This is a genomic window from Glutamicibacter sp. MOO4 (assembly GCF_056934395.1).
Map to the genome: position 1 here is coordinate 759,919 of NZ_CM167800.1, position 24,456 is coordinate 784,374.

Here is a 24,456-nt window from a genome sequence, read left to right on the forward strand (position 1 = left end):
CATATGGTTGGAAACATGCGATTGCTTCACACTTCAGACTGGCATTTGGGACGGACCTTTCACGGTGCCTCCTTGCTCGAAGCGCAACGAACCGTGTTGCAAGAGATTATTAACATCACCATCAATCAGCAGGTTGAGGTGGTGCTGATCTCAGGTGACATTTATGATCGTGCTCTTCCGCATGTGGATGCCGTCCAGCTGTGCAACTGGGTTTTGCGAGAACTACGCGCCACAGGTGCCACCATCGTGATTACCAGCGGAAACCACGACTCAGCGTCTCGTCTAGGATTTGGTGCTGACCTTTTGGACAGCGCTGGGGTGCACATCATTGCGGATCTTGACCGCATGCTCATTCCGGTAGTTCGTGAAGCTGAAGACCACCAGGTTCTGATTTATGGGATCCCATATTTGGAACCACGAATGGTCATGGAGCGTTTGGGTGTCACCAAGGCCAGCCATGAAGCAGTGGTTCGCGCGGCCATTGGAACCATCGATGAGCATCTGAAGACGAGGACTGGCATCGACAAACCGGTTGTATCAATCGCCATGGCTCATCTATTTGCCGCGGGAGGAATCGGAAGCGACTCAGAACGCGAACTCAGCACCGGCAACCTTGATGTGGTACCGGTCGAGCTATTTGAGCATTTCAACTATGCCGCGCTCGGGCACCTCCACGGGCGACAGAAAGTCCGTGAGCATGTCCGCTACTCGGGCTCACCCTTGGCTTATTCATTCTCTGAAGTGAATCAAACCAAAGGTGTGTGGCTTATCGACACCAATGCTCAAGGCATTGAATCAATCCAAGAAATCTTGCTGACCGTGCCGAAAAAGTTAGCGGTGCTCAAAGGCAAACTGGCAGATCTGCTCAGTGATCCTGCTCTTGAATTCGCCACCACCGCCTGGTGTCAGGTCACGCTCACTGATTCGCAACGGCCAGCGGATGCCATGACAGTAATCCGCGAACGCTTCCCGTGTACCGTGGTGCTGAACTTTGCGCCGGAGGGTGCAGATGACAAAGAAAAGCCGTCAAGCTATGCAGAACGAATGGCCAAGGCGGGCAGTACCGAAGAAGTAGTCAGCGACTTCATGGAGCATGTGCGTGAACGTTCTGTAGATGAACCAGAACGTGAAGTCATCACTTCGGTCATCCGTGCCACCCGAGAATCGCAGGTTAGCCAGTGAGAATCCATCAACTTCAAATTCAGGCGTTTGGTCCCTTCGCAGGCAGTGAAGAGATTAACTTTGATGAACTAGCTGACGGGGGACTCTTCCTCCTTGATGGCCCCACCGGAGCTGGTAAATCAAGTATCTTGGACGCAATTTGTTATGCGCTCTACGGTTCGCTGCCCGGTAGCCGAACTGGAAGCCGACAAATCCGTTCAGACCACGCAGCGTCAGACTTGGCGCCGGAAATTGTTTGTGAACTGACCATTGGTGATCGCCGATTTGAAGTCACTCGATCACCGGCATGGATGCGCCCGTCAAAGCGTGGCAAGAACAAGACAACTGAACAGAAGGCATCTAGCCTGCTGCGCGAGTTCACCGGTAGCGGGTGGAAGGAACTGTCGACGCGTAACGATGAAGTTGGCCATGTCTTGGGCAGTCTCATGGGACTGGACCGTGAGCAATTCGCCAAAGTGGTCATGCTCCCGCAAGGTGGTTTTGCAGATTTCTTACGTGCCAAGGCCAAGGACCGCGAAGACCTATTGGCCAACCTATTCGACACGAGCGATTACGCGCGGATTGAAGAAGAGTTTGCCGCCAGGCTGGCCGAAGAACGCAAAAACACGGAGACCATTGAGGCACGTCTAAGCGCCAGCGAAGAATCCATTGCCGCTGAAGCCGCCGCGTTCTTAGCTGGTAGGGAAGTTCCGACGAACTCCGAAGAGCAAGATGATGCGGCGCTACTAAGTGTCGATGACCGCTTTGCTGATTTTCACCGCCGCATCGATGTCTTGCGAGCGCAGGCGGATGAAGAAGCGCAAAAGCTGCGGGTACAAAAGACGCGAACTGCTCAGGACGCTAAGAAGTTAGAAGAGCAACAAAGAGTATTTGCGCGACTGGGCGAACTGCGCGCAACACAGACTCGTTATGCCCAACAGCATGAAGGCGCAACGATCGCAGCCAGCAAATTGGAACATGACGTCAAGGCAGTCTCGGTGCAGGCCTACCTGGCGCAGGTCAAAACTGCACAGACGACCAAGCACGAGAGCACCTTGTCGTGGGAAAAACATCAGTTGTGGCTAAACACTGCGCTTGAACTAGATTGCGGATCTGATATTCAAGCCCTCGAAGATCTTCGAGAGCGCGCGCTGGTGGCAGCCGAAGAACACGCCGTGGCCAAATCTGCTGTCGAAGAAGAACAGAAGCGCACGTTGCTGGCGGCTCAAGTCGGCAAAGCAGAACAGCTGGCAACAGAGCATAAGCAGACCCGGGACAAAGCTCAGGCTGAAGTAGCTCAGCTGAAAACTGAACGAGAAAAGCTGGAGGCCGAAGACCTGGACCAAGTGGCCGCGGGTGAAAATTTACAACAAGTCAAAGAGCGTCAGCAGCTGCTCGTAACCCAAATTGGGCATGCGACGGTCCGTGATGATTTAAAGAAAAAGGTTCTTTCAGCCCGCGAAAAGGCCAGTGCACAAGAACTGAAGATTGTTGACACCGAAAAAAGCTTGTTAGCTCTGCGCACAGAGCAACTAAACCAAAGCGCATTGCGACTGGCCGCGGCGTTGGAAGATGGGCAACCTTGCCTGGTCTGCGGTTCGGCAGAACATCCGGCACCGGCACAGGCTGATGCCGATGCTGCGCTGATTGATGATGAACAAATCTTGGAATTTGAAGCCGCCGTGGCAAGTGCTCGTTCCCAAGGACAAAAGACCGCACAAAGCCGAGACATGCTCCTAGCAAAATTGGAGACGGCTCAGCAGGCAGCGGGCGAAAACACCGTGGAGCAGCTACGTCTTGACCTTGGGGAAACACAAAACACGCTGGAGCAAGCTAGCAAGCGCCAGACTGAAGTGGCTGCACGAGTGAAAAAACTGGAGCAGGTACGCCAACGCGTCGAACAGCTAACGGCCCGCGTTTCGCAGGTGTCGCTGGAGCACGCCACCGCTGTGCAAAACGCCCAATCGCTGGCGGAGCAGCTGAAGCAGTTGGACGCCAAGCTGACAGAACTACGCCAAGGTAAAGATAATCTCGCAGCCTTGGTCGCAGAACTTTCGCAACAATCCAATGGACTGTCTGGAGCCGTGCAGTCTTTACAGCTGCTTCATGACGCAGTCGCGGCTTTAAATAAAGCCGAAGCCACGTGGAATACACAACGAACTGGTGCAGGTTTTGCCACTCTGGCTGACTTTGAGGCCGCCTTGCTTGATGCACCAGAGCGTGAACAGCTGCGACAGATCCAGCGAACCGACGCGGATCTAGCCAGTGCCATTGCCACTCTCGAACAGTCTGAAGATTGCCGCAAAGCACTGGAACTTGAAACTGACGGTCTCCGAGCACCTGATGAAGAGCAGATCCTAGAAGCCGCCCAATTGGCCCGCGCCGCGGAGGAGCAATTTGAAGTGGCCCGCGAACGTGTTGTTCTAGCGCAAACCAGACTGGAACGCCACGACGAGTCGGTCGGTCAACTTGAGAAGTTGCGCGCGGATGCCGGACCGGTCATCGAGTCCTATCGGCGGTTGCGGTCCCTAGCTGAGGTCATTCGAGGTGGAGGCGAGAATCTGTACAAGATGACCTTGAGTACCTATGTGCTGGCCGCCCGTTTAGAAGAAGTGGCCATCGCGGCAACTGAACGTCTTGATGCCATGAGTGGTGGGAGGTATTCACTGCACCACGACGACTCCAAGCAAGGCAATTCAAAATCTGGTCTTGGATTGCGTGTCCTAGATTCATGGACCGGAAAATATCGCGAAACCCAGACCCTATCCGGCGGTGAAACCTTTATGGCTTCACTGGCGCTGGCCCTCGGGCTGGCCGACGTGATTTCCCACCATTCTGGAGCGGTGGATATGCAAACGCTCTTTGTTGATGAAGGTTTCGGTTCCCTCGATGCCGAAACGTTGGAAGAAGTCATGCAGGCCTTGGAAAATCTGCGAGCTGGTGGGCGGACCATCGGTCTGGTTTCGCATGTGGCAGAGATGAAGCAGCGCATTACTAATCGCGTCTCGGTGCTCAAAACTCAGCACGGTTCAACGATCCAACGTGAGGGGTTGCTTACCCTTAGTCTCTAGAACTGGACTTGTTCCGCCCGGCTAGCTATCTTGAAGGTAGTGCCATTAGGCATGCTTGGGAAATTTTGTACGTCGGGGGGCGCGGGACGACGTACGCTTCGTTATGGAGTTTTTGTTGACTCAATATGCGTTGTCCAAAGGAAACCGTGAGGATTCAGCGATGAAATCCGGTTACTCTGCACTCGTTCCCCTGGTAGGAGCACCGTTCCTACCGCTAACATTTTTTGCTCGCCTTCCTCTGGCGATGCTTACCATCGGGTCCATGACCCTGGTGACAGCCACCACCGGCTCGTATGCCTTGGGTGGTCTTGCTGCTGCCATGGTTGGTTTAGGCTCTGCCGTTGGCGGGCCTAGCGTTGGTTACCTTGCTGACCGTTTTGGTCAGCGTCCCATCTTGGTGGCCGTCTCTCTGATCCATAGTGTTTTGCTGGTCTTGCTTACCCTCCTTGGCGCCAGCGGGCCAGAACTGTCTGTGCCGTTGCTGGTTCTTATGTGTCTCATTACCGGAGCAACGGGACCTCAGGTTGGCCCGATGTCTCGTGTTCGGTGGATTGCCATGACCCGCCAGCAGCAGAAAAATCCCAAAGTGCTTTCGGCTGCACTAAGCCTTGAATCCATGTTTGATGAATTGGGCTTTGTGTTCGGTCCGGTGGCAGTCGGCTTGCTGGCTTCGCTGGTTGATCCTGTGCTGCCGTTGTACTTAGCCGCCATTCTGACGCTAGTGCTGGTTCCAATTTTTGCCACGCACCGCACCGGAAATGTAGTGAAGCCGGTAGCTGGCGCGAAGAGTGCACCAAAGGTGTCAATTACTCGAGCTCAAGTTGCTGCCATCAGTGCGCTGGTCCTGGGCATGATCGCACTGGGAACTGTTTTTGGTTCCTCTGCCGCCGGTACCTTGGCCTTTGCCGGGGAACAGGGAAACTCGAACCAGGGTGGCCTGCTCTATGGTGCCATGGGATTGTCCAGTGCCATCGCAGCCATTTCTGTTGCCGCCTGGCCACAGTACTTTAGGCAGATCAACCGTTGGGTTCTCTGCGGTGCTTTGCTGACTATTTTGAGCTTCGGTCTTCACCTGGCCTCAAGCACACCATGGATGGTCGTGGCGTTGTTTGTTGCTGGCTTTGCCGTAGGACCGGTAATTGTCACGGTCATGACTCTGGGTGGGGAAGTTGCTCCGGCTGCCCGACTATCTACGGTGATGACTATGCTCTCCGCCGGCATTGTTGTTGGCACGGCCATCGGCAACGGCTTGGCCGGTGTCTTTGCTGATTCGCTGGGCTACCTCGGAGCGTTCTGGGTATCCAGCGGCGGTGCTGCCGTTATTTTCCTCGCGGCCCTGGCAATGAAGATTATCGTTGCCAAAGCTCCGTCGCTCTCGCGGGTGCGCTAGTTCCATTAGAAACTGAACAGGCGACCTCGCAGTGGATCGTGAAACACGATTCATCGCGGGGTCGCCTTTTGCCGTTGTGCCGATGATTAGGCAGAAAGCTTGTCGGCAATGCGTTGTGCTGCCAGTTTGAGTTCCTCGATGATTGGTTCGAAGCTATCAACAGTGCTGCTAGCAAAAACTACAGCCAAGGCGGCAGGGGTCTGACCAGGCTGGGCAATCGGGACAGCGATGGAAGTTACGCCTTGGATAACTTCATCCTCACTGGTGGCGTAGCCGTCGAGGCGTGCCTGAACCGCCGCGTCGCGGTAGTCCACGGTGCTTTCCAGCGAGTCCCATTGCTCTTTGCTGTAATGCGATTGAATTGCGATGCCTGCAGCGCCTACATCCATGCCGTGCACCGATCCGGGACGGTGGACAATAGCGCGCTGCGAATTTAGGGGTGCAACGGATTGCAAGGTGGTGCACAAGTCGTACTCCCAGACGGCAACAAATGCTGTCATAGACAGTTCATTGGCCAACGTGGTGAGTTCTACTGTGGAGATCGCTTGAAGGTCATGTTGTACCGAACGGGCAAGTACGGCAAGACCCGAAGCAGAACGGATATGCCCTGCGTCATCACGGTTGAGCAGGTGATGCTGTTCTAGAGTCCGGATGATTCGGTATGCAATGGAACGGTGCACTTCAAGCTTTTCGGCAATCTCCGCGATAGACAGATGCACCGGCGAATTGGCGACGATTTCTAGGACGCGGATTCCGCGGGAAAGCGTCTGAGAGGTAGGCATGAAACTTCAATCTGGCACACGGCATTTTCCAATGCCTCCACGCGCCTTCGCTGTGAGCCTTGCGACTGCTGAATAGTTGCTCTTATTCGAAATTTTAGTCGTTCTCTATTAGAACACCGAATTCTTTTCGAGCGCGGTCTATAGCTCTGCATTCAGAGTTTGGGCAAGAAACCTGCGATTGTTGTGATCTGCTTCACTCTGTGTTTATGATTGAGAGCATCATAAACCGTCCGAACGGTCGGTAAAGTAAGCTTCAAGGGGCGCCCATGTCATCCACAGTCACTCGCACCCAGGAAGAGCGTCGCGTTCTCGCCGGCACTCTCGTGGGAACCACCATTGAGTGGTATGACTTTTTCATCTTTGCACAACTCACCGCAACACTTCTGACCCCGCTATTCCTCGCACCGCTCGGTGCATCAAATCCTGGACTAGCTCAGATTCTTTCCTTCGCAATGATCGGAATCTCGTTCTTCTTCCGCCCACTGGGTGCGGTGGTAGCAGGTCATTTGGGGGACCGCTACGGACGCAAGAGAATTCTTGTCCTCACCCTGATTCTTATGGGTGTGGCCACCGCATTGATTGGCTTGCTGCCAACCTATGCATCCATTGGCATTGCAGCACCAATCCTCTTGGTGCTTCTTCGCGTTATTCAGGGATTCTCGGCCGGCGGTGAATGGGGCGGTGCGGCTTTGATGGCCGTGGAGCACGCTCCCAAGAATCGTCGCGGATACTTCGGTTCCTTCCCGCAGATCGGTGTGCCAATTGGCATGATCTTGGCTACCGGTTTGCTCTACATTCTTCGAATTTCCATGTCTCCCGAAGCCTTCGGGGCTTGGGGCTGGCGCATCCCATTCCTACTCTCGGTCGTACTTGTTCTTGTGGGCTACGTGATCCGCCGAGCTGTGGAAGAATCCCCAGTGTTTAAGCAGCTGGCCCTACGCAAAGCTGCCGAGCACACGCCGCTTCGCGAGCTGATGGCAAAAAACACCAAGCAGGTAATCCAGGCCGCGCTGATCTTTATTTCCAACAATGCCGCTGGATATTTGGTGATCGCGTTCTTCATTTCCTACACCACTGCAGTGCTCAAAATGCCAGTGGCGCCGGTGCTCTTGGCAACCACTATCGGTTCGGTTGGCTGGCTGATCTTCACCTTGGTTGGCGGTTGGCTCTCCGACGTGATCGGACGCCGAGCAACCTTCGTGATTGGCTACGGTCTGGTGTTTGTTTGGATGATTCCAATGTTCATGCTCGTTGATACGGGAAATATCGTGCTGTACACGGTAGCAATCTTCGTTCTAACCGTCGGATTGGGACTGTCCTACGGACCTCAGTCGGCCATGTACGCCGAAATGTTCCCTGCACATGTGCGTTACTCAGGTATCTCGATTGGCTACGCACTCGGCGCTATTCTTGGCGGCGCTTTTGCTGCCACCGTGGCGCAGATTTTGCTCGAAACGACCAAGTCATCCATCTCCATCGCTATCTACATTATGGTTCTGACGGTCATCTCGGTCGGTGCCGTATTGTGGGCCGGCGAGACGCGTGGCCGAAACCTGAATGTGGAAGAGGTTGAGGGAACTTCCGCTGATCTGGAAGGCGCGCTCTAGAAGACACTGAACGACAAACTGCCCGGGTAGCGGCTGGATCTCATTCCAGTTGTTACTCGGGCAGTTTTTTGTACTATCGACTTCAGAAGAATTACTTACCGTAGCTCCAGGTACGAACAAGCTAAGAAGTAGGCTGCGGCTTCATGGTTGAGGAGCGTACAACCAGACGGTGCTCCAGTTCATGAGCTGCCGCCGGCTCCTGACCGCGAATGGCCCGAAGCAACATCGCGACAGCAAGATTTCCCTGTTCATGTGGACGCTGCTCGACGGTAGTTAGACCAAACATCTCAGCGAGGTCATGGTTATCCACGCCAATCACTGATAGATCATGGGGGACCTGCAACCCCAGATCACGGGCCGCGAGTATGGCACCGATGGCCATTTCATCACTGGCGGCTAACACTGCCGTCGGGCGAGCAGCCGGGCTGCCGAGCAATTGTTTGGCAATCGTGTAGGCGTGCGGCATGGTGAAGTCTGCACCAACACACAAAGAATCGTCTACGGGAATTCCAGCATCTTTCAGTGCGCTTTCATAACCGGTGCGTCTATGGCTGGGGACCCTGAAGTCAACGTCGGTTTCTTCATTGCCACCAATAAATCCAATACGTTCATGGCCTAAAGCAATTAGATGCTGAGTGGCCAATGCGGAGATACCTTCATCATCAACATGCAAAGTCGGAACACCGGGAAGCGGTCCACCGACTCCAACCAAAGGCTTATCCAAGGCGTGTAGCGCCTGGACTTCTTCAGTATCCAATTCAACGTTGACCGCGATCACCGCATCCACACGCTGACGGAGTAGGAAGTCCGAGAAGATCTTTTCGCGTTGTGCCCGGTCTTTGGTCAGCTGATACAGCGTGGTGTCATAACCTTCGTTCATCAGTGAGCTGGTAATGCCTTCCAGCACGCTGGCGTAGAACCAGTGATTGATGACCGGAACTAAGACTCCGATATTTCGGGTGCGTCCTGAGGCGAGGCCAGACGCCGAGGACGAAACTACATATCCCAGTTCCGCGGCAGCATGTTGCACTGCCTCTTGCGCGGAGGACGAGACGGAGCCGCGTCCCGATAAGGCGCGAGAGACGGTCGCGATAGAGACTCCGGCCGCTTCAGCGACATCTTTAATCCCTGCCACGATAAGTCCTTCCTAAGTGTTTGTGGCCGCGGTGGTGATGAAGATGAAATATCTCCAGACCGCGGCCACTTTTCAACAGTACCGGTGCTCTCAATAGAACAAGCACCATGTGACCTTACTAAGGCAGCAAGAACCAGATGGTGGTTTCCGCAGGGATGCTCCCGTTCTCCGCATCCGTTGCAGGCTGACTGCGCACTAGTTCTTGCGCGCCATTTGCCAGCTGCCCAAGATCCAACGGTGACTGACCGAAGTTGGCTATCGCCAGGATCTTGCCGTTGGTAAATGCCAACAGATCTGGCTGTTCATCGGTGACCCAGGTCAGCTGACCCGCACCTAGGTTGTGCGTCTTGCGTAGCTCCAGTAGCTTTCGGTACAGGCTCAGCGTGGAATCGGGATCATCACGTTGGACCGAGCGAGCGAAAGACGCCCACTGGGCAGGCTGAGGCAACCAGCTTTCGCCGTTGTCGCTAAACCCGAACGAGGCTCCCTCGGCTTCCCATGGCAAAGGAACTCGACAACCATCACGGCCGTAGCGTTCCTTGTTGGTGCGGAACCAAGTCGGGTCCTGGCGTGCTTCGTCGGGCAGATCGATTGCTTCCGGAAGACCTAACTCCTCACCCTGATAAAGGTAGGCGCCACCGGGTAGGGCAAGCATGAGCGCGGTTGAAGAACGTGCACGGCGCAGGCCGACCGCAGGATCCGGAAGGTTAGGGGTTTTTGGACCGATGCCTTCACCCTGAGGATTTTCGTCCGTTAGTGCCAAGCGGGTGGCATGACGGACCACGTCATGGTTGGACAATACCCAGGTGCTTGGTGCTCCGACCGCGCCAAATTCTTTCAGCGACTCATCGACGGTTTCGCGGATCTGCTGCGCGTCGTAGTCGCAAGACAGGTACGGGAAGTTGAATGCCTGATGCATCTCATCTGGGCGAACCCACTTGGCCATCAGCGAGAGTGGATTAACCCAAGCTTCTGCACACAAGACACGCTCACCGTCATATTCATCGATGACCTTGCGCCAGTCGCGGTAGATCTCGTGAACACCATCCTGACCCCACCATGGTGCAAGTTCTTCGGTGCCGCCCATGGAAGCTGCCATCGGATTCGGGGTGAAGTCCGGTAGGCCCTCAGCCTTGATTAACCCGTGAGCCACATCAACGCGGAAGCCATCGGTGCCACGATCTAACCAGAAGCGAAGGACATCGCGGAACATAGCCCGAACTTCCTCATTCTTCCAATTAAAGTCGGGCTGCGAAGAATCAAAAACGTGGAGGTAAGACTGGCCTACACTTCCGTCTGGGTTAGTGGTGGCGGTCCACATAGGTCCACCAAAGACCGATTCCCAGTTATTTGGAAGGCCCGTTTCCGGGGCGTCCTGGAACATAAAGCGATCTCGCTCGGGGGAGCCGGGAGCTGCCGCAAGGGCTTCTTGGAACCATGGGTGCTGATCAGAGCAGTGGTTAGGAACAAGGTCAACAATGACCTTCAAGCCTAACGAATGCGCCTTCGCCACCATTGCGTCATAGTCCTGAAGGGTACCGAATAACGGGTCTACATCGCAGTAGTTGGAGACGTCGTAGCCGGCGTCCTTCTGCGGAGACGAGAAGAAAGGTGAGAGCCAGATGGCGTCAACAGAAAGTTCTGCGATGCTTTCTAGCCGTTGCGTAATGCCCTTTAGGTCGCCCATGCCATCCGAATTGGAATCAGCAAAGGAGCGAGGGTAAATCTGATAGATCACCGAGGAGCGCCACCACTGCGCATCTTTGGATTCAGCGAGGTTTTCAACGTCGGTACGTGTTTGAGTCATGACGGTAACGATAATAGATGACGACTTGATTGTAAACGCTTGCATTCTTGCTTTTCATGAATAACGTCCGCTGAGCGCCAGTATCTGTCTACTTTGCCTAAGAATCGGATTTTTTATCTTTTGTCTTGCCAAGTCTCGTGATCTGTGCCACTCTGGAAACGCTTACAAATTATGCGCACTCGCATTTTTAGACTTCACCGGCGGCTCTGCGGAAAACCGTAACGTCACCGGCCCATCGGACAAAGTTGTCACGAAAGGACATTCCATGAAGGTGAACAAACACCCTTGGCTACTTGGCGGAGCATTGACTGCAATTGCAGCTCTATCACTGACTGCTTGCGGCGGGTCCGGTTCAACAACCCAACCATCCTCTAGCCCTGCTGCCGCAGAATCCTCACCAGCTGCCGCCTCCGGTGGATCGCTAACCGTTTGGGTTGACGCAAACCGTCAGCCAGTGCTCAAAGAAGCAGCCGCCGACTTCGAGAAGCAGTCCGGCGTCAAAGTGAAATTGGTCGTCAAGGACTTCTCCAAGATCCAGGAAGACTTCCTGCGTCAGGTTCCTACCGGCAAGGGCCCCGACATCACCATCGGCGCCCACGACTGGTTGGGCAACCTGGTCAACAACGGTGTAGTTCAGCCAGTTGAGCTGGGGGACAAGGCTGGTGACTTCCAAGAAGTTTCCGTCGACGCCATGAGCTACGAAGGCAAGAGCTACGGCGTGCCATATGCCACCGAAAACTTGGCCCTACTGCGCAACGCAGACCTGGTCAAGGAAGCCCCAAAAACCTTTGACGACATGATCGCTGCTGGCAAAAAGGCAGACACCAAGTTCCCATTCCTGGTGCAGGTCACCGAAGTGGGCGACCCATTCCACGCCTACCCATTCCAGACTTCGTTTGGCGCTCCAGTCTTCGGAACCGATGACACCGGTGCGTACGACCCGAAGGACCTGCAGATTGGTAACGAGGGTGGCGTTGAATTCGCCAAGTGGCTGGCAGAGCAGGGTGAGGCTGGAACTCTAAAGACCAGCATCGACGCTGACATTGCCAAGGAAAAGTTCGCCTCGGGCGACTCACCATTCCTCTTGACTGGTCCATGGAACGTGGAAGCGGCCGAAAAGGGAAAGATCAACCTAGCTATTGATCCAATCCCAAGTGCCGGTGGAGAAGAAGCGCAGCCATTTGTTGCCGTTCAGGGCTTCTTCGTCTCATCGAAGACCGAAAACTTGCTGGCAGCTACTGAGTTCCTGACCAACTACATCGGTACCGAAGAAGTTCAGACCGAGCTGTACGAAGTTGGCAACCGTCCACCTGCAAATAAGGCAGCATTCGAAGCCGCCAAGTCTGACAAGACGATCGCCGCCTTCGGCGAAGTAGGCGCCAACGGTGTTCCAATGCCAAACGTTCCAGAGATGGCAGCGGTATGGGAATACTGGGGTGTTGCTGAAGCTGAAATCATCACTGGCAAGGCCGACCCAACCAAGCGTTGGAAGAAGATGACCGAAGATATCGAAAAGGCCATCAACAAGTAGGCTCGCCTGCTCAAAGTAGTACCGATAACGCTGGAGCCGGAACGGCCATCGCCGCCGGCTCCGGCGTCTATCTCCGGCCAGCACTGAACGAATTTTAATGACAGGCACATCTGGAAGATGACTATGACAGCCCCTGAGGCACCACCGAACAGTACTGAGGATCCCAAGCGTAAGCTGTCCCCAGCTGCACAACGCTTCGCTCATGCATCAAGCACGAGCCTAGGCTCAACGCTAATCAAGATCATTTTGGTCGCACTTGTTGATGCGACGGCGCTCTTCGCAATTTTCACTGCTATCGGCCGTGAAGCATGGTTGATTGCCTCAGTCATCGCAGTGATCACTGTGGTGATCAATGTTGTCTACTTCAAAAAGGGTTGGCTTCCTGCAAAGTACTTGCTTCCGGGCACCATCTTCTTGCTTATCTTCCAAGTTTTTGTCATTGGTTATACCGGCTATATTGCGTTCACCAACTACGGCTCCGGGCACAACTCGGATAAAGCCGACGCGGTGTCTTCACTCTTGCAGTCCAACCAGGAACGCGTTGCTGGATCACCTGGCTACCCTGTCACGATGTACAACGGTGCTGACGGTCTGGCCATGGTTATCGAACGTGACGGCCAACAGCTACTAGGCGACGTGGACGACGCCTTTGCACCGGTTGATCCGGCCAGCCTAGAAAACTACACACAGCTAAAATTCGCTGATCTTTTGGGCCGCCAAGAGGAAGTGACCTCACTGAAGGTCGCACTGAGCGATGATCCAGCTGAAGGCACCCTGCGCACCAGCGACGGACGAACCGCCTACCAGTACACCTCATCACTGAGCTACGACAGCAATGCTGACACGATGACGGATCAGAAAACGGGCACCGTCTACAAAGACACTGGCGTGGGCGCGTTCACCGCAGAGGACGGTTCGCAGCTGATGCCGGGCTGGTCCATCAATGTGGGCTTTGATAACTTCACCCGTGCCTTCACCGACTCATCCATTCGTAGCGCGCTCTTCTCGGTGACCGTATGGACCTTCGCCTTTGCGTTCCTTTCGGTAGCCTCCACCTTCTTCTTGGGACTTTTCCTGGCTATCGTCTTCAACGACATGCGAATGAGGGGGCGCAAGATTTACCGCGTCATCTCAATTCTTCCCTACGCATTCCCTGCCTTCTTGGGCGGTCTGGTCTGGGCAGGCATGTTGAACAAGGACTTTGGCTTTGTAAACCAAGTTCTCTTTGGCGGAGCGGAAATCCCATGGCTCACCGACCCCTGGCTCGCAAAGTTCGCAGTGCTCTGGGTTAACCTGTGGCTCGGCTTCCCATACATGTTCTTGGTCTGTACCGGCGCATTGCAGTCCATCCCGCAGGAGTTATCAGAAGCTGCCACCATTGACGGTGCCAAGCCTTTGCAGATCTTCCGTCTGATCAAGTTGCCATTGTTGCTGGTCTCAGTTGCTCCGTTGTTGATCAGCTCATTTGCCTTCAACTTCAATAACTTCAACATCATCTACATGCTCACCGAAGGTGGTCCGCGTTTGGAAGACGCAGGGCTGAACGTCGGCGCAACAGACATCTTGATTTCATTGGTTTATAAGGTTGCCTTCGTCGGATCCCAACGTGATTATGGTTTGGCCAGTGCGTTCTCCATCATCATCTTCGTGATCGTTGCCATCATCTCAATTATCAGTTTCAAGCAGACCAAGGCACTGGAGGAGCTGAACTAATGAGCGCCGACATGACATCAACACCAACTTTCCGTTCCATCCCGAAGCCCGCTCGGCGAACCTTTGGCAAGTGGTTCGCCACCACCGGATGGCGGCACCTGATTGGTGTGGCCCTGTGCATCTATGCGGCATTCCCACTGCTGTACGTACTATCCGCATCGCTGAATCCCGAGGGAACCTTGCTCTCCTCCAACGGATTCTTCAGCACCATCGGGCTACAGAGCTACATTGATCTCTTCCACAACGAGCAGCGACCCTATGCAGCCTGGTTCGCCAACACGCTGTTCATCGGGCTAACCACGGCGGTAGCTTCGGTCTTCCTCGGAGCACTAGCTGCCTACAGCTTCTCGCGTATGCGCTTCACCGGCCGGCGAGTAGGTCTGGTTAGTTTGCTCGTTGTGCAGATCTTCCCGCAGCTGCTGGCTGTAGTGGCAATCTTTATTCTGCTGACCTCCCTGGGCGATGTGTTCCCGGCCTTGGGAATTGATAACCAGATCGCGTTGATCATGGTTTATCTTGGCGGTGCCTTGGGTGTGAATACTTACCTGATGTACGGCTTCTTCAACACCGTTCCGGTGGAAATTGATGAAGCAGCCAAGATTGACGGTGCGAGCCATGCGCGCATTTTCTTCACGATGATTCTTCGCCTGGTTGCCCCGATTCTCGCCGTGGTGGGGCTGTTGTCCTTCATCTCTAGCACCAGCGACTTTGTTCTGGCCTCTGTCGTTCTGGTTTCTCCAGAAAAGCAGACTCTGGCCGTGGGGCTCTACTCCTATGTGTCTGAAGAATTCACTTCCAACTGGTCGGTCTTTGCCGCCGGTGCAGTGCTTGCAGCGTTGCCGGTCATGGCATTGTTCCTGTTCTTGCAGAAGTACATTGTCGGGGGATTGACTGCCGGCGCTGGCAAATAAAGCAGGATTAGACGCTAATAACTATTGACGATGCGGGGCACGCCACTGGCGTTGCCCCGCATTATTGCGCTCTAGCGCTGCCCGCTCCACGTAAAGTTAAAACCATGAGCCAGAACCTGCCACGTGCTGCCCGCAATTACTTGGAGCAACTTCGCCGTGCCTTCGATTTCCTCTCCGAGGATGAACGCAAGCAAGTTCTTGAACAAACTCGTGACGAGATTAAACGACTGCCCGATGGTGGACGGCGTAAGCGCGAACTAATTAGTCTGCTGGGGGAGCCTGCCGTCAGAGCGATGAAGTTCGAGCGCACCGAACCCGAAGATTTGGAAGTGAGCAGTGGTAAGCACTTCTTGACTCGAATTCTGGCTTGGCCAATTTTTGCTTTGTCGCTGATCACCGTAGTGGTGGTTCTTTTCTCCCCGCCACACGACGCGATGATTGGCCCGGTTGGTTTGACTGGTTGGCTGAATTCACCCGGCGGCTGGCTGGCCGAGCTTGAAAAAGTGATGGGTGCGCAGCTGATCTGGTTGGCGTTTATCCCGGCTGTGTTGAGCTTGATCCCATTGCGAATTAGCGGTGTGACGTCGCTGATTCTTCAGGTTATCGGGGCGTTGCTGATGAGCGCTGTTTGTATCAGCGGCGGCTCAGTTATGGCCGCGTATTTCATCCCGGTCACTGTATTGTTGTGGGCCCAGATATTCACACCACTATTGATGATGCGTGGTTCCATGGCCCGTCCAGACCCAGGATGGATGATCACCGCTGCGGTGCTCCTCACTGCTGCAGTTGCCTTTACTACCTTCCAGGGCTTGCAGGGTTTTGAAGGTCCGGTGTGGATGATTTTGGCCCCGGCTGCGTTGCTGGTGGTACTGGCCATCTTGCTTCCACTGCGCTGGAAGAGTGCACATATTGCCTTGGTCGTCACCGGGATACTGGTGATTGTCGCAGGCTTTAGCGCCTCGCTACCGAGTACCTATGGTGCAGTTCTACTGTGGCCTTGGCTAGCTGGCGGTTTGGCATTTGCGGCAGGCCACTTGGCCGTGGCTGCGGATCTGTGGCACGAGCGGGCACGAAAGCTATTGGCTTTGTTCTAGTGCTATTGGGCGTGCTAAACGTATTTACTCCGATATTGCGTATATCCTCATGAGATGGCCGAAATTAAGGAAACTTCGCCCGTGCCGACGGCGAAGCGAGGACGCGGACGCCCCCGCAAAGATTCTGAGTTCACATCTTTAAGCAAAGATTTGTTGGCCGAAAAGGCACTGGAAATTGCTGGTGCTGAAGGGTACGGAGCACTGACCATGCACCGCCTGGCTTCCGACTTTGGTGTTACGCCCCGCGCCCTATACAACTACGTGGCGGACCGTCAAGAGGTCGTTAACCTCGCAGTGCAACGCTTCCTAGCTATTAGCCCGCTGGTTGAATTTGATTCTTCCAACTGGAAGCAAGGAGTCCGCCAGGCCTACGTCGCCACGCGGACTGCCTATCGCGCCTACCCACGTGCATCCCAAATGAGCTGGGACGACAAGGTAGATGTCGCGCCCGGACCACGACGCACCGAACTCATTGAGCGTGTACTACGTTTCTACGTTGAAATCGGGCTGACGCTGCAACAAGCGGTAACCATGGTTCGCGCGCTAGAACGAGACGTTTTGGGATTTGTCCTGCACGTTGATTACTTCTTTGACCGACGTGAAGCTGGGAACTCGGACTCCTTGAGCCACCTTGTCTCAGCACAACGTCTTGATGCCTACCCAGAGATTTCAGCACCGTTAGCGCGTCAGGCACTAGAACTGCCTGCGCCGGATAGTGACGAGCTCTTTGAAGAAGTTATCGAAACTCGGATTCTTGCCATTGAACAGTGCGTGTCGAAAAATCGTCAATCCGAGACTGACCAAGCATAAAACTTCTGGTCAAGGAATAATCCGCGACGTAGTTGCGCTGTAGGGACTAAAGCCAAAGGATCCTGTGGCTCGAAAAATGTGCTGAAAGTTGCCCACTATGTCGCAGAGCCCACCCGAAGCGCCACCTGAGTCCGGAGAACTATCACCGGCAGCCCGCTGGCGCTTGCTCGGTGTGCTGCTCGCTGCCATGTTCATGTCGCTGGTCTCGGTCAGTATCGTCAACGTCGTGCTACCGTCCATCGGTTCCACGTTGCACGCCAGCGAAGCCGATATGCAGTGGGTTCTAGCCGGGTATGCATTGACCTTCGGCGTGGTTCTTGTCGCCGCCGGACGGGTCGGTGACCTGCTGGGTCGAGGTGTCATCTTTGTCGCCGGTGTCGCGATTTTTACCGTGGCCAGCATCTTGGCGGGGTTCGCCGCTGATCCGCTGATGCTCAATGTTGCCCGATTTATCATGGGCATTGGATCAGGGCTGCTCAACCCGCAAGTTATGGGCATGATCCAGCAACACTTCCGCGGTGCCGCCCGAGGACGCGCCTACGGACTGTTGGGCACCGTGGTCGGATTCTCCGTAGCCGTTGGTCCGGTACTCGGTGGGCTATTGATCAACTGGCTGGGTGCGGATGCAGGCTGGCGTTCGACTTTCCTCATCAACGTTCCCGTAGGCGTAGTCGCCATCACCCTAGCTCTCTTGTGGCTTCCCAAACCACTATTCACCAAGCCAGCAGGAAAACTCGATCTGGATCCAGTGGGTGGACTGGTGCTGGCGATGAGCATCTTTGCGTTGTTGCTACCTTTTGTTCAAGGCCGCGAAAATCCAATGTTGTGGTGGTTGCTTCTCGCAGCCGCCGTGTTGCTGTTGGTGTGGATCTGGTGGGAAAAAATTACAAAGAACGTGGCCGTGAGCCAATGGTGGAACTGGGATTGTTCAAAATTCGCAGTTTCACCAACGGTACGCTCATTGCTGGACTGTACTTCATGGGTGTCTCCAGCGTGTGGGTGCTGGTGGCCATCTACGTTCAAGCTTCCCAAGGTTTCACTGCACTGGAAGCTGGCCTGATCTGTTTACCCGCTGCCTTGCTTTCGGCGTTTAGTTCTCATATTGCAGGCCGTTATGCCACCACGCTGGGGCGCAAGCTGCTGATCGGGGGAACGCTCAGTGCGTTGTTGGGCTTGATTGCAACGATTGCTGTGGTGTTCTTCGAAGATCGAGGCAACCTCAACGTCTGGTGGATGTTGTTGTCACTGACCTTTATCGGTATTGCTCAAGGCTTCATCATTTCCCCCAACCAGGCGTTGACCCTGATGGAAGTGCCCGTGGCCAATTCGGGCAGCGCCGGCGGTCTGATGCAGACTTCGCAACGTGTGGGAACTGCTGTGGGCATCGCGGTGATCACCGCAATCTTCTACGGTTTGAACCACGTTGCCGGCTACTCAGTGGCCATGGAATTATCCTTCGTCGCGATCTCAGTATTGGTGATTGCAACCCTGCTGGTGGCCATCGTTGACTTACGGCAAAGCCGTACCATCAAGCGCGTCTCAACGCGAGAAGAATACATCCCGGTTGAAGAAGGTGCGCAATGCACGGTGACTGGTGCGATCGAGGTTGTTGGCCCTAAGAAGCCGAGCCAACCTGCCGACGCTCAGCCATAAGGGCAGCAAAGCGAAAAGCGAGAGGACAGACCAATTGGTCAGTGTCCTCTCGCTTTATTGGTAATGCCTGCAGATAGTTCTTAGCTCACGCGGTAGCCAGAAACCAAAGGGCAATCAAAAGGATCTCGTGCGGACAGGCCCACCTTGTTGAGGTAAGTGATCACCTGTGCGTAGGATTCGCGCATGCTGGCCACGGTGTAGGGGATCTGGTGATCTGCGCAGTACTGACGCACGATGTCGGACACTGCTGCAAGATTGGCACGTGGCATGGAAGGGAACAGGTGGTGCTCCACCTGGTAATTCAAGCCACCAAACAGGTGGGAGAGAATCCGGTTGCCCCACGACGAGCGAGCCATGATGTTACGGCTGGTCAGTACCTGACGTGAGAAGAAGTCAATGCGAGCATCGCCCGGAACCATAGGCATGCCCTTGTGGTTCGGTGCGAATGAAGCGCCCATGTAGATACCGAAGACAGCTAGCTGCACGCCGATAAAAGCGAACGCCATGCCAACGGGAAGGAAGACAAAAATCAGTGCAACATACAGTCCCACACGCAGTGCGATAGCCCAGATCTCACGCTTACGGCGCTTGGCGCGATCAGCGGTGAACAAGTAACGGATTGACTGAATATGAAGATTCAATCCTTCCATCGTTAACAATGGGAAGAACAGGTATCCCTGACGCTCGGTGATCCACTTGAGGATTCCACGCTGGCGCTGAGCATCAACCGGCTGGAATGAGATGGTGTCCCACTCGATGTCGGGATCCTTGCCAATGGTGTTGGGAGTCGCGTGGTGCTTGTTGTGCTTGTTCATCCACCACTGGTAGCTGATGCCCACAACGATATTGGCCAGGAACTGGCCCAGCTTGTCATTGGTCTTGCCCGAGGACAGGATCTGACGGTGGGCCGCTTCGTGTGCGAGGAATGCAAATTGCGTAAGTAGGATTCCCAGCGCTGCAGCAATCAGTAGCTGGAACCAGCTGTGGCCCAAGAGGATTGACCCGGCAATGGCTGAACCCAAAAGGATAACCAGCACTGATCCGAGGCCAAGGTAATGGGCGCGACGACGTCCGGACAAACCTGCATCCTGAACGAGTTTCTTAACGTGGAAAAAGCTCTTGGGGTCTCCGGGCCTGGTGGTAGGTGCGGAGTTCTGAAGAACGGAACTGCTACTCAAGTAATTTCCTAAGTTGAAGTAGCTGGCGACATCTCAGTCGAAAGAACGGAAAGTCTCGGCTCCTATGTCTTCAAGACTACGGTATGCGTCTGTGAACGAACCCTAAATGTCCTTGATCTTCTCCCGTATTAATAGACAACGGTGAGTTGGCCATCGGAGATTTCCCAACGGGTTGTAAGCCGGACATTCTCCAGCAACCTACGGTCGTGGGTGACCAACAGCAACGCGCCTTCGTAAGCTTCGAGGGCTTCTTCTAATTGCTCGATGGCCGGGACATCCAAGTGGTTCGTCGGCTCGTCAAGCACCAGCAGATTCACGCCACGCGCTTGCAGTAGAGCCATCGACGCGCGGGTGCGTTCGCCGGGTGACAAGGACTTGACCAGCGCAGTGGATTGGTCTGCCTTCAGCCCAAACTTTGCCAGCAGGGTGCGCACTTCAGCTGACGAATACTCGGGGACCGCTTGTTCAAAAGCCATGCCCAAGGCCAGATCCCCTGGCAGCTGGCTACGGGCCTGATCAATTTCGCCAATGCTCACCGAGCTACCCAACGAAGCACTGCCGTGATCCGGGGAGAGCTTGCCGAGCAACATGTTCAGCAGTGTGGACTTGCCGGCACCATTGGGGCCGGTGATGCCAATGCGGTCCTCGGAATTAACCTGCACGGAGACCGGACCAAAGTTATAGTCGCCCTGCTGTAGCGCCGCTTCGTTCAAAGTGCACATCACCGATGAGCCACGCGGTGCGGGTGCAATCGAGAATTGCAGTATCCACTCTTTGCGAGGTTCATCAACTTCATCCAGCCGGGCGATACGAGATTCCATTTGGCGAACCTTGGCGGCCTGCTTTTCTGAGGACTCGCTATTGGCACGACGACGGATCTTGTCATTATCAGGCGCCTTACGCATGGCGTTACGTACGCCTTGGGAAGACCACTCGCGCTGGGTGCGGGCACGGGAGACGAGGTCGGCTTTCTGATTTTCGAATTGCTCGTAGGCTTCCCGGGCATGGGTGCGGCTGATGGCACGTTCGGCGAGGTAGGAGTCATAGCCACCCTCATAGACGGCCACCTTATTTTGGGCCAGGTCCAATTCGATGATGCCGGTGGTGCAACGCGCTAAAAATTCGCGGTCGTGGGATACCAGAATGACCGGGGAGCGCAGGGAATTAATGAACTCTTCAAGCAGTTCGAGTCCGGCGAGATCTAGGTCGTTGGTGGGCTCATCAAGCAAGATGATGTCAAAACGAGAAAGCAGTAGCGCTGCCAGAGCGACTCGGGCTACTTGTCCGCCGGAAAGGGCTGTCATTTCCGTTTCTAAAGACAGGGTGAAACCTAATTTGGCCAGCACCTCAGGAATGCGGTCCTCGAGGTCCATGGCGCCGGAGGCCATCCAGTGATCAAAAGCGTTGGCGTAGGCATCATCGGCGCCCGGCTTGTCGCTACCTAGGTCTTCTGCCGTGGCTTCCATGCGTGCGGTGGCCTCGGCGCAACCAGTGCGACGAGCCAGATATCCGGTGATCGTTTCGCCAGGAATTCTTTCGTGCTCCTGAGGAAGCCATCCGATAAAAGCAGAATCCGGTGCGGTGCTGACCGTTCCTGCCTGTGGGGTTGCTGCCTTGGCTAACAGCGAGAGCAAAGTTGATTTGCCTGCGCCGTTGGCTCCCACCACTCCGTAAACATCCGAGGTACTGGCAGTGAAGCTCAGAAGAGAAAACAGGGTTCGGTGGGCGTGGCCACCAGAAAGGTCTTTGGCCACGAGTGTTGCAGTCATGGCGTTAAGTCTAGTTTGAAATCAGCTTGAACACAGACGAGTGGTTCGAGCCCTCATATTAGAAGAGCTCGAACCACTTTTGTGTGATGACTTCCTAGGCGGAAGCTTCACCAATGCGCTGGAACTTCAGCTGACGACGCGCCAAACGATGGGCATCAGGAATAGCCCGCGCCAACGAAATCTCGGCAGCAATTGCAGCGCCAAGTTCCTGACAGAATTCGCGAGGACGCTTCGCCGCATCGATCTGTTCCTCCACTACATGGTCAACTAGTCCGGCCTCGCACAATGAAGCAACACTGATCTTTTGTCCGCGAGCCATATCGGCCGCCTTGTCGGTGGTGCGGTGAATGATCGCGCTGGCACCTTCCGGTGGCAACGGCGAAAGCCAAGAATTTTCGGCAGCCAGGGTGCGGTCCGCCGGGAGCAGTGCCAACGCTGCGCCACCAGTTCCTTGGCCCAAGAGCACTGACACCGAAGGGGCGCGCAGGCCAATGAGTTCATTCAGCGATCGCGCGATTTCCCCGGCCAACCCACCTTCTTCTGACTGCACCGATAGCTCGGCTCCGGTGGTATCAATGATGGTCACCAACGGTAAGTTCAATTCTTGAGCCAGCTGCATACCTCGTCGTGCCTCACGTAACGACGCTGGACCCAAACTTGCTGTCTCCGGGTGCCGAGGACGCTGTTGCCCAATTACCACACACCCCTGGTCGCCAAAGCGAGCCAGGGCAAGCATCAAGCCGGGATCCTTTTCACCCTGGCCGGTGCCGTTCAGCGGCAAGGCCTCGTCAGCAGATGCCAACAGCATCCGAGTATCGGGCCGACGGGGGTTGCGACTAGCAATCACCGATTCCCAGACGTCTTTGCTTTCGCGCAGATACGGCTGACCTGCCGGGGCCGGAAATTCATTGCCCGACGGAGCTGCCTGCAAAATAGACAACGCACGATCTACCAAGCTGGAGAGTTCCTGCGGCGGAACGACAGCATCAATCAGTCCCTTACGGAACAGATTTTCTGAAACCTGCACGCCATCTGGGAACGTCTGATCATAAAGTGCTTCGTAGACGCGCGGGCCCAGGAAGCCTAGCAGGGCTCCGGGTTCAGCGACGGTGATATGCCCCAATGATCCCCACGAAGCCATGACACCACCGGTGGTGGGGTGACGTAGGTACACCAGGTAAGGCAGGCCAGCTTCCTTATGTCGACGCACCGCATCGGTAATGGAGACCATGCCCAAAAATGCCAGTGTGCCTTCCTGCATTCGGGTACCGCCGGAGGCTGGTCCGGCGAGCAGCGGAAGCTTTTGCGCGGTGGCCCGCTGAATCGCAGCCACAATGCGCTGTACCGCTGCCTGCCCGATAGAACCGGCAAGGAATTTGAACTCAGAAACGATGACCGCCACTTCGCGCCCGTGGATCCGACCCTTACCGGTAATAACCGCTTCGTCGGCGCCACTTTTAGCTTCGGCCGCCTGAAGATCTGCCGCGTATTCTGCGCTCAGCGGTGGCTGTTGTGGCTTTTTATCCCAAGATTCAAAAGAATCAGCGTCCAGCACAATATCAAGCAGGGCCGCGGCGTCGATGCGCAACGTTGGGGTACTCATCTAGGCTTCATCCTTTCGAGCCTGTAGCCATTGCTCAATTTCTTCGGCGTCACCGTTGAGTACTGGAGGTGCGCTGTGCTTGGTGCGTGTGGTTTCCTGATTCGTGGCCGGGTCAAAGAAACGCAGCGGGGGGCCAGGAAGGTTGATCTTGCCAAGGACCTCATGCTCAACTTCGACGATCAGACCTTGCGACTTGACCTGTTCCCACTCATACACTTCTTCGATGCTGCGTACCTTGCCCGAAGGAATCCCGGCTTCATCGAGTGCGACTAGCAGATCCTGCGCGGTGTAGCTAGCGAATGCTTCTTCGATCAAAACGTTCAGTTCCGGACGGTTTTCCACGCGGGCCGAGTTATCGGCAAAGCGTGGATCATCAGGAGGAAGACCGAAAGAGTTGGCGAAGTTCTGCCACAGCTTCTGGCTGCCGATGCTGATCTGAACCTTCGAGTCCTTACAGGCGTACAAACCGTACGGGGCGATCGAGGGGTGGTGATTACCGATGGCCTTCGGATTTTGTCCGGCCACGGTGGCACGGGTTCCTTGGAACGCATGCACACCGATGATTGAGGCCAGCAGGGAGGTGCGAACTACCTGTCCGCGTCCGGTCTTTTCTCGTTCAAGTAGCGCGGCCAATGCGCCGTAGGCTCCGTACATCCCGGAGAGCAGATCCGCGATGGGAACACCGACCTTCTGTGGATCTTCCGGGCCTGAACCGGTGATCGACATGAGCCCAGCTTCACCTTGAAGGATCTGATCGTAACCGCTGCGGTGAGCTTCTGGTCCGTCGTGGCCAAAACCGGTAATCGACAAGATGACCAAGCGCGGGTTCAGTTCGTGAAGAACCTCAACGCTGAAGCCGAGTCGGTCCAGCACGCCCGTGCGGAAATTTTCCATCAGAACATCGCTGTTTTTGATCAACTGAACCAGCTTGGCTTTGTGCTCTTCATCTTTCAGATTTAGTGACAGCGAGAGCTTATTGCGATTGCACGACAGGAAGTAGGTGGCCTGACGGTTATCTTCTGGTCCAACAAAGGGCGGACCCCAACTTCTGGTGTCATCTCCGGTACCGACGGTCTCGATCTTGATGACCTTGGCGCCAAGGTCGCCCATCATCATGCCGGCGTGGGGGCCGGCCAAGGCACGGGTTAGGTCCAGAACAACGTAGCCGCTCAGTGGTCCGGTGGCACCTTGGCTCGAAGTGGCAGCTGTTTGCGTAGTTGAACTCATGAGGAGCCTCCTTT

17 protein-coding genes and 1 pseudogene are annotated in these 24,456 nt (G+C 55.2%); 11 read left to right on the forward strand and 7 right to left on the reverse strand.

From position 1 onward, the window contains the following. Nucleotides 1-15: 15 nt before the first annotated feature. The 3 genes from AC1Z3F_RS03525 (at nt 16) to AC1Z3F_RS03535 (ending at nt 5,622) form a co-directional block, all read left to right on the forward strand. Nucleotides 16-1,182, forward strand: coding sequence for an exonuclease SbcCD subunit D (locus tag AC1Z3F_RS03525; RefSeq protein ID WP_483566566.1), 1,167 nt, complete (start codon nt 16-18; stop codon nt 1,180-1,182). Further along, entirely contained in the window at nt 1,179-4,232 is a 3,054-nt protein-coding gene (locus AC1Z3F_RS03530; protein ID WP_483566567.1) for an AAA family ATPase, read from the forward strand. Before AC1Z3F_RS03525 ends, AC1Z3F_RS03530 begins: the two co-directional genes overlap by 4 nt. 160 nt (nt 4,233-4,392) lie before the next feature. After that, on the forward strand, nt 4,393-5,622 hold the full coding sequence (locus AC1Z3F_RS03535) for an MFS transporter (RefSeq protein ID WP_483566568.1): 1,230 nt from the start codon (nt 4,393-4,395) through the stop codon (nt 5,620-5,622). An 86-nt stretch (nt 5,623-5,708) separates the two neighbouring features. Here AC1Z3F_RS03535 and AC1Z3F_RS03540 read toward each other — a convergent pair whose 3' ends face one another. After that, complete coding sequence (locus AC1Z3F_RS03540) at nt 5,709-6,404, reverse strand: IclR family transcriptional regulator (RefSeq protein ID WP_131087905.1); 696 nt, start codon at nt 6,402-6,404, stop codon at nt 5,709-5,711. Between the two features lie 266 nt (nt 6,405-6,670). Between AC1Z3F_RS03540 and AC1Z3F_RS03545 the strand changes: the two genes are divergently transcribed. Beyond that, nucleotides 6,671-8,011, forward strand: a complete 1,341-nt coding sequence (locus AC1Z3F_RS03545; RefSeq protein ID WP_131087906.1) for an MFS transporter — start codon at nt 6,671-6,673, stop codon at nt 8,009-8,011. 121 nt (nt 8,012-8,132) lie between these two features. On the opposite strand, the gene AC1Z3F_RS03550 is transcribed toward AC1Z3F_RS03545, so the two are convergent. Next, entirely contained in the window at nt 8,133-9,146 is a 1,014-nt protein-coding gene (locus AC1Z3F_RS03550) for a LacI family DNA-binding transcriptional regulator (RefSeq protein ID WP_131087907.1), read from the reverse strand. 118 nt (nt 9,147-9,264) lie between these two features. Then, nucleotides 9,265-10,953, reverse strand: a complete 1,689-nt coding sequence (locus AC1Z3F_RS03555) for a glycoside hydrolase family 13 protein (protein ID WP_483566569.1) — start codon at nt 10,951-10,953, stop codon at nt 9,265-9,267. Between the two features lie 265 nt (nt 10,954-11,218). On the opposite strand from AC1Z3F_RS03555, the gene AC1Z3F_RS03560 reads away from it, so the two are divergent. The 7 genes and pseudogenes from AC1Z3F_RS03560 (at nt 11,219) to AC1Z3F_RS03590 (ending at nt 18,665) form a co-directional block, all read left to right on the forward strand. Beyond that, nucleotides 11,219-12,484, forward strand: coding sequence for a sugar ABC transporter substrate-binding protein (locus AC1Z3F_RS03560; protein WP_131087909.1), 1,266 nt, complete (start codon nt 11,219-11,221; stop codon nt 12,482-12,484). A 123-nt stretch (nt 12,485-12,607) separates the two neighbouring features. Then, complete coding sequence (locus tag AC1Z3F_RS03565) at nt 12,608-14,197, forward strand: ABC transporter permease subunit (RefSeq protein ID WP_262197985.1); 1,590 nt, start codon at nt 12,608-12,610, stop codon at nt 14,195-14,197. Beyond that, nucleotides 14,197-15,108 (forward strand): sugar ABC transporter permease, encoded by a 912-nt coding sequence (locus tag AC1Z3F_RS03570; protein WP_242632423.1) that lies wholly within the window; start codon nt 14,197-14,199, stop codon nt 15,106-15,108. The genes AC1Z3F_RS03565 and AC1Z3F_RS03570 overlap by 1 nt, the downstream gene beginning before the upstream one ends. 104 nt (nt 15,109-15,212) lie before the next feature. Next, on the forward strand, nt 15,213-16,202 hold the full coding sequence (locus AC1Z3F_RS03575) for a DUF1700 domain-containing protein (protein ID WP_483566570.1): 990 nt from the start codon (nt 15,213-15,215) through the stop codon (nt 16,200-16,202). Nucleotides 16,203-16,283: 81 nt separating this feature from the next. Beyond that, a complete protein-coding gene (locus tag AC1Z3F_RS03580) occupies nt 16,284-17,012 on the forward strand; it encodes a TetR/AcrR family transcriptional regulator (RefSeq protein WP_262197983.1) in 729 nt (242 codons plus the stop codon). Nucleotides 17,013-17,205: 193 nt separating this feature from the next. Beyond that, nucleotides 17,206-17,811, forward strand: a pseudogene (locus AC1Z3F_RS03585) (MFS transporter); the annotation flags it as partial. A gap of 110 nt (nt 17,812-17,921) precedes the next feature. After that, nucleotides 17,922-18,665, forward strand: a complete 744-nt coding sequence (locus tag AC1Z3F_RS03590) for an MFS transporter (protein ID WP_483566571.1) — start codon at nt 17,922-17,924, stop codon at nt 18,663-18,665. A gap of 80 nt (nt 18,666-18,745) precedes the next feature. On the opposite strand, the gene AC1Z3F_RS03595 is transcribed toward AC1Z3F_RS03590, so the two are convergent. From AC1Z3F_RS03595 to AC1Z3F_RS03610, 4 genes are all read right to left on the reverse strand, one after another. Further along, nucleotides 18,746-19,843: a fatty acid desaturase family protein gene (locus AC1Z3F_RS03595; RefSeq protein WP_131087914.1), complete on the reverse strand. Its 1,098-nt coding sequence runs from the start codon at nt 19,841-19,843 to the stop codon at nt 18,746-18,748. A 128-nt stretch (nt 19,844-19,971) separates the two neighbouring features. Then, nucleotides 19,972-21,612, reverse strand: a complete 1,641-nt coding sequence (locus AC1Z3F_RS03600) for an ABC-F family ATP-binding cassette domain-containing protein (RefSeq protein WP_262197981.1) — start codon at nt 21,610-21,612, stop codon at nt 19,972-19,974. Nucleotides 21,613-21,706: 94 nt separating this feature from the next. Beyond that, a complete protein-coding gene (locus AC1Z3F_RS03605; RefSeq protein WP_131087916.1) occupies nt 21,707-23,215 on the reverse strand; it encodes a carboxyl transferase domain-containing protein in 1,509 nt (502 codons plus the stop codon). Then, nucleotides 23,216-24,442 carry a CaiB/BaiF CoA transferase family protein gene (locus AC1Z3F_RS03610; protein ID WP_131087917.1) on the reverse strand — a complete coding sequence of 409 codons (1,227 nt, stop codon included), beginning with the start codon at nt 24,440-24,442 and terminating at the stop codon, nt 23,216-23,218. Nucleotides 24,443-24,456 lie beyond the last annotated feature (14 nt).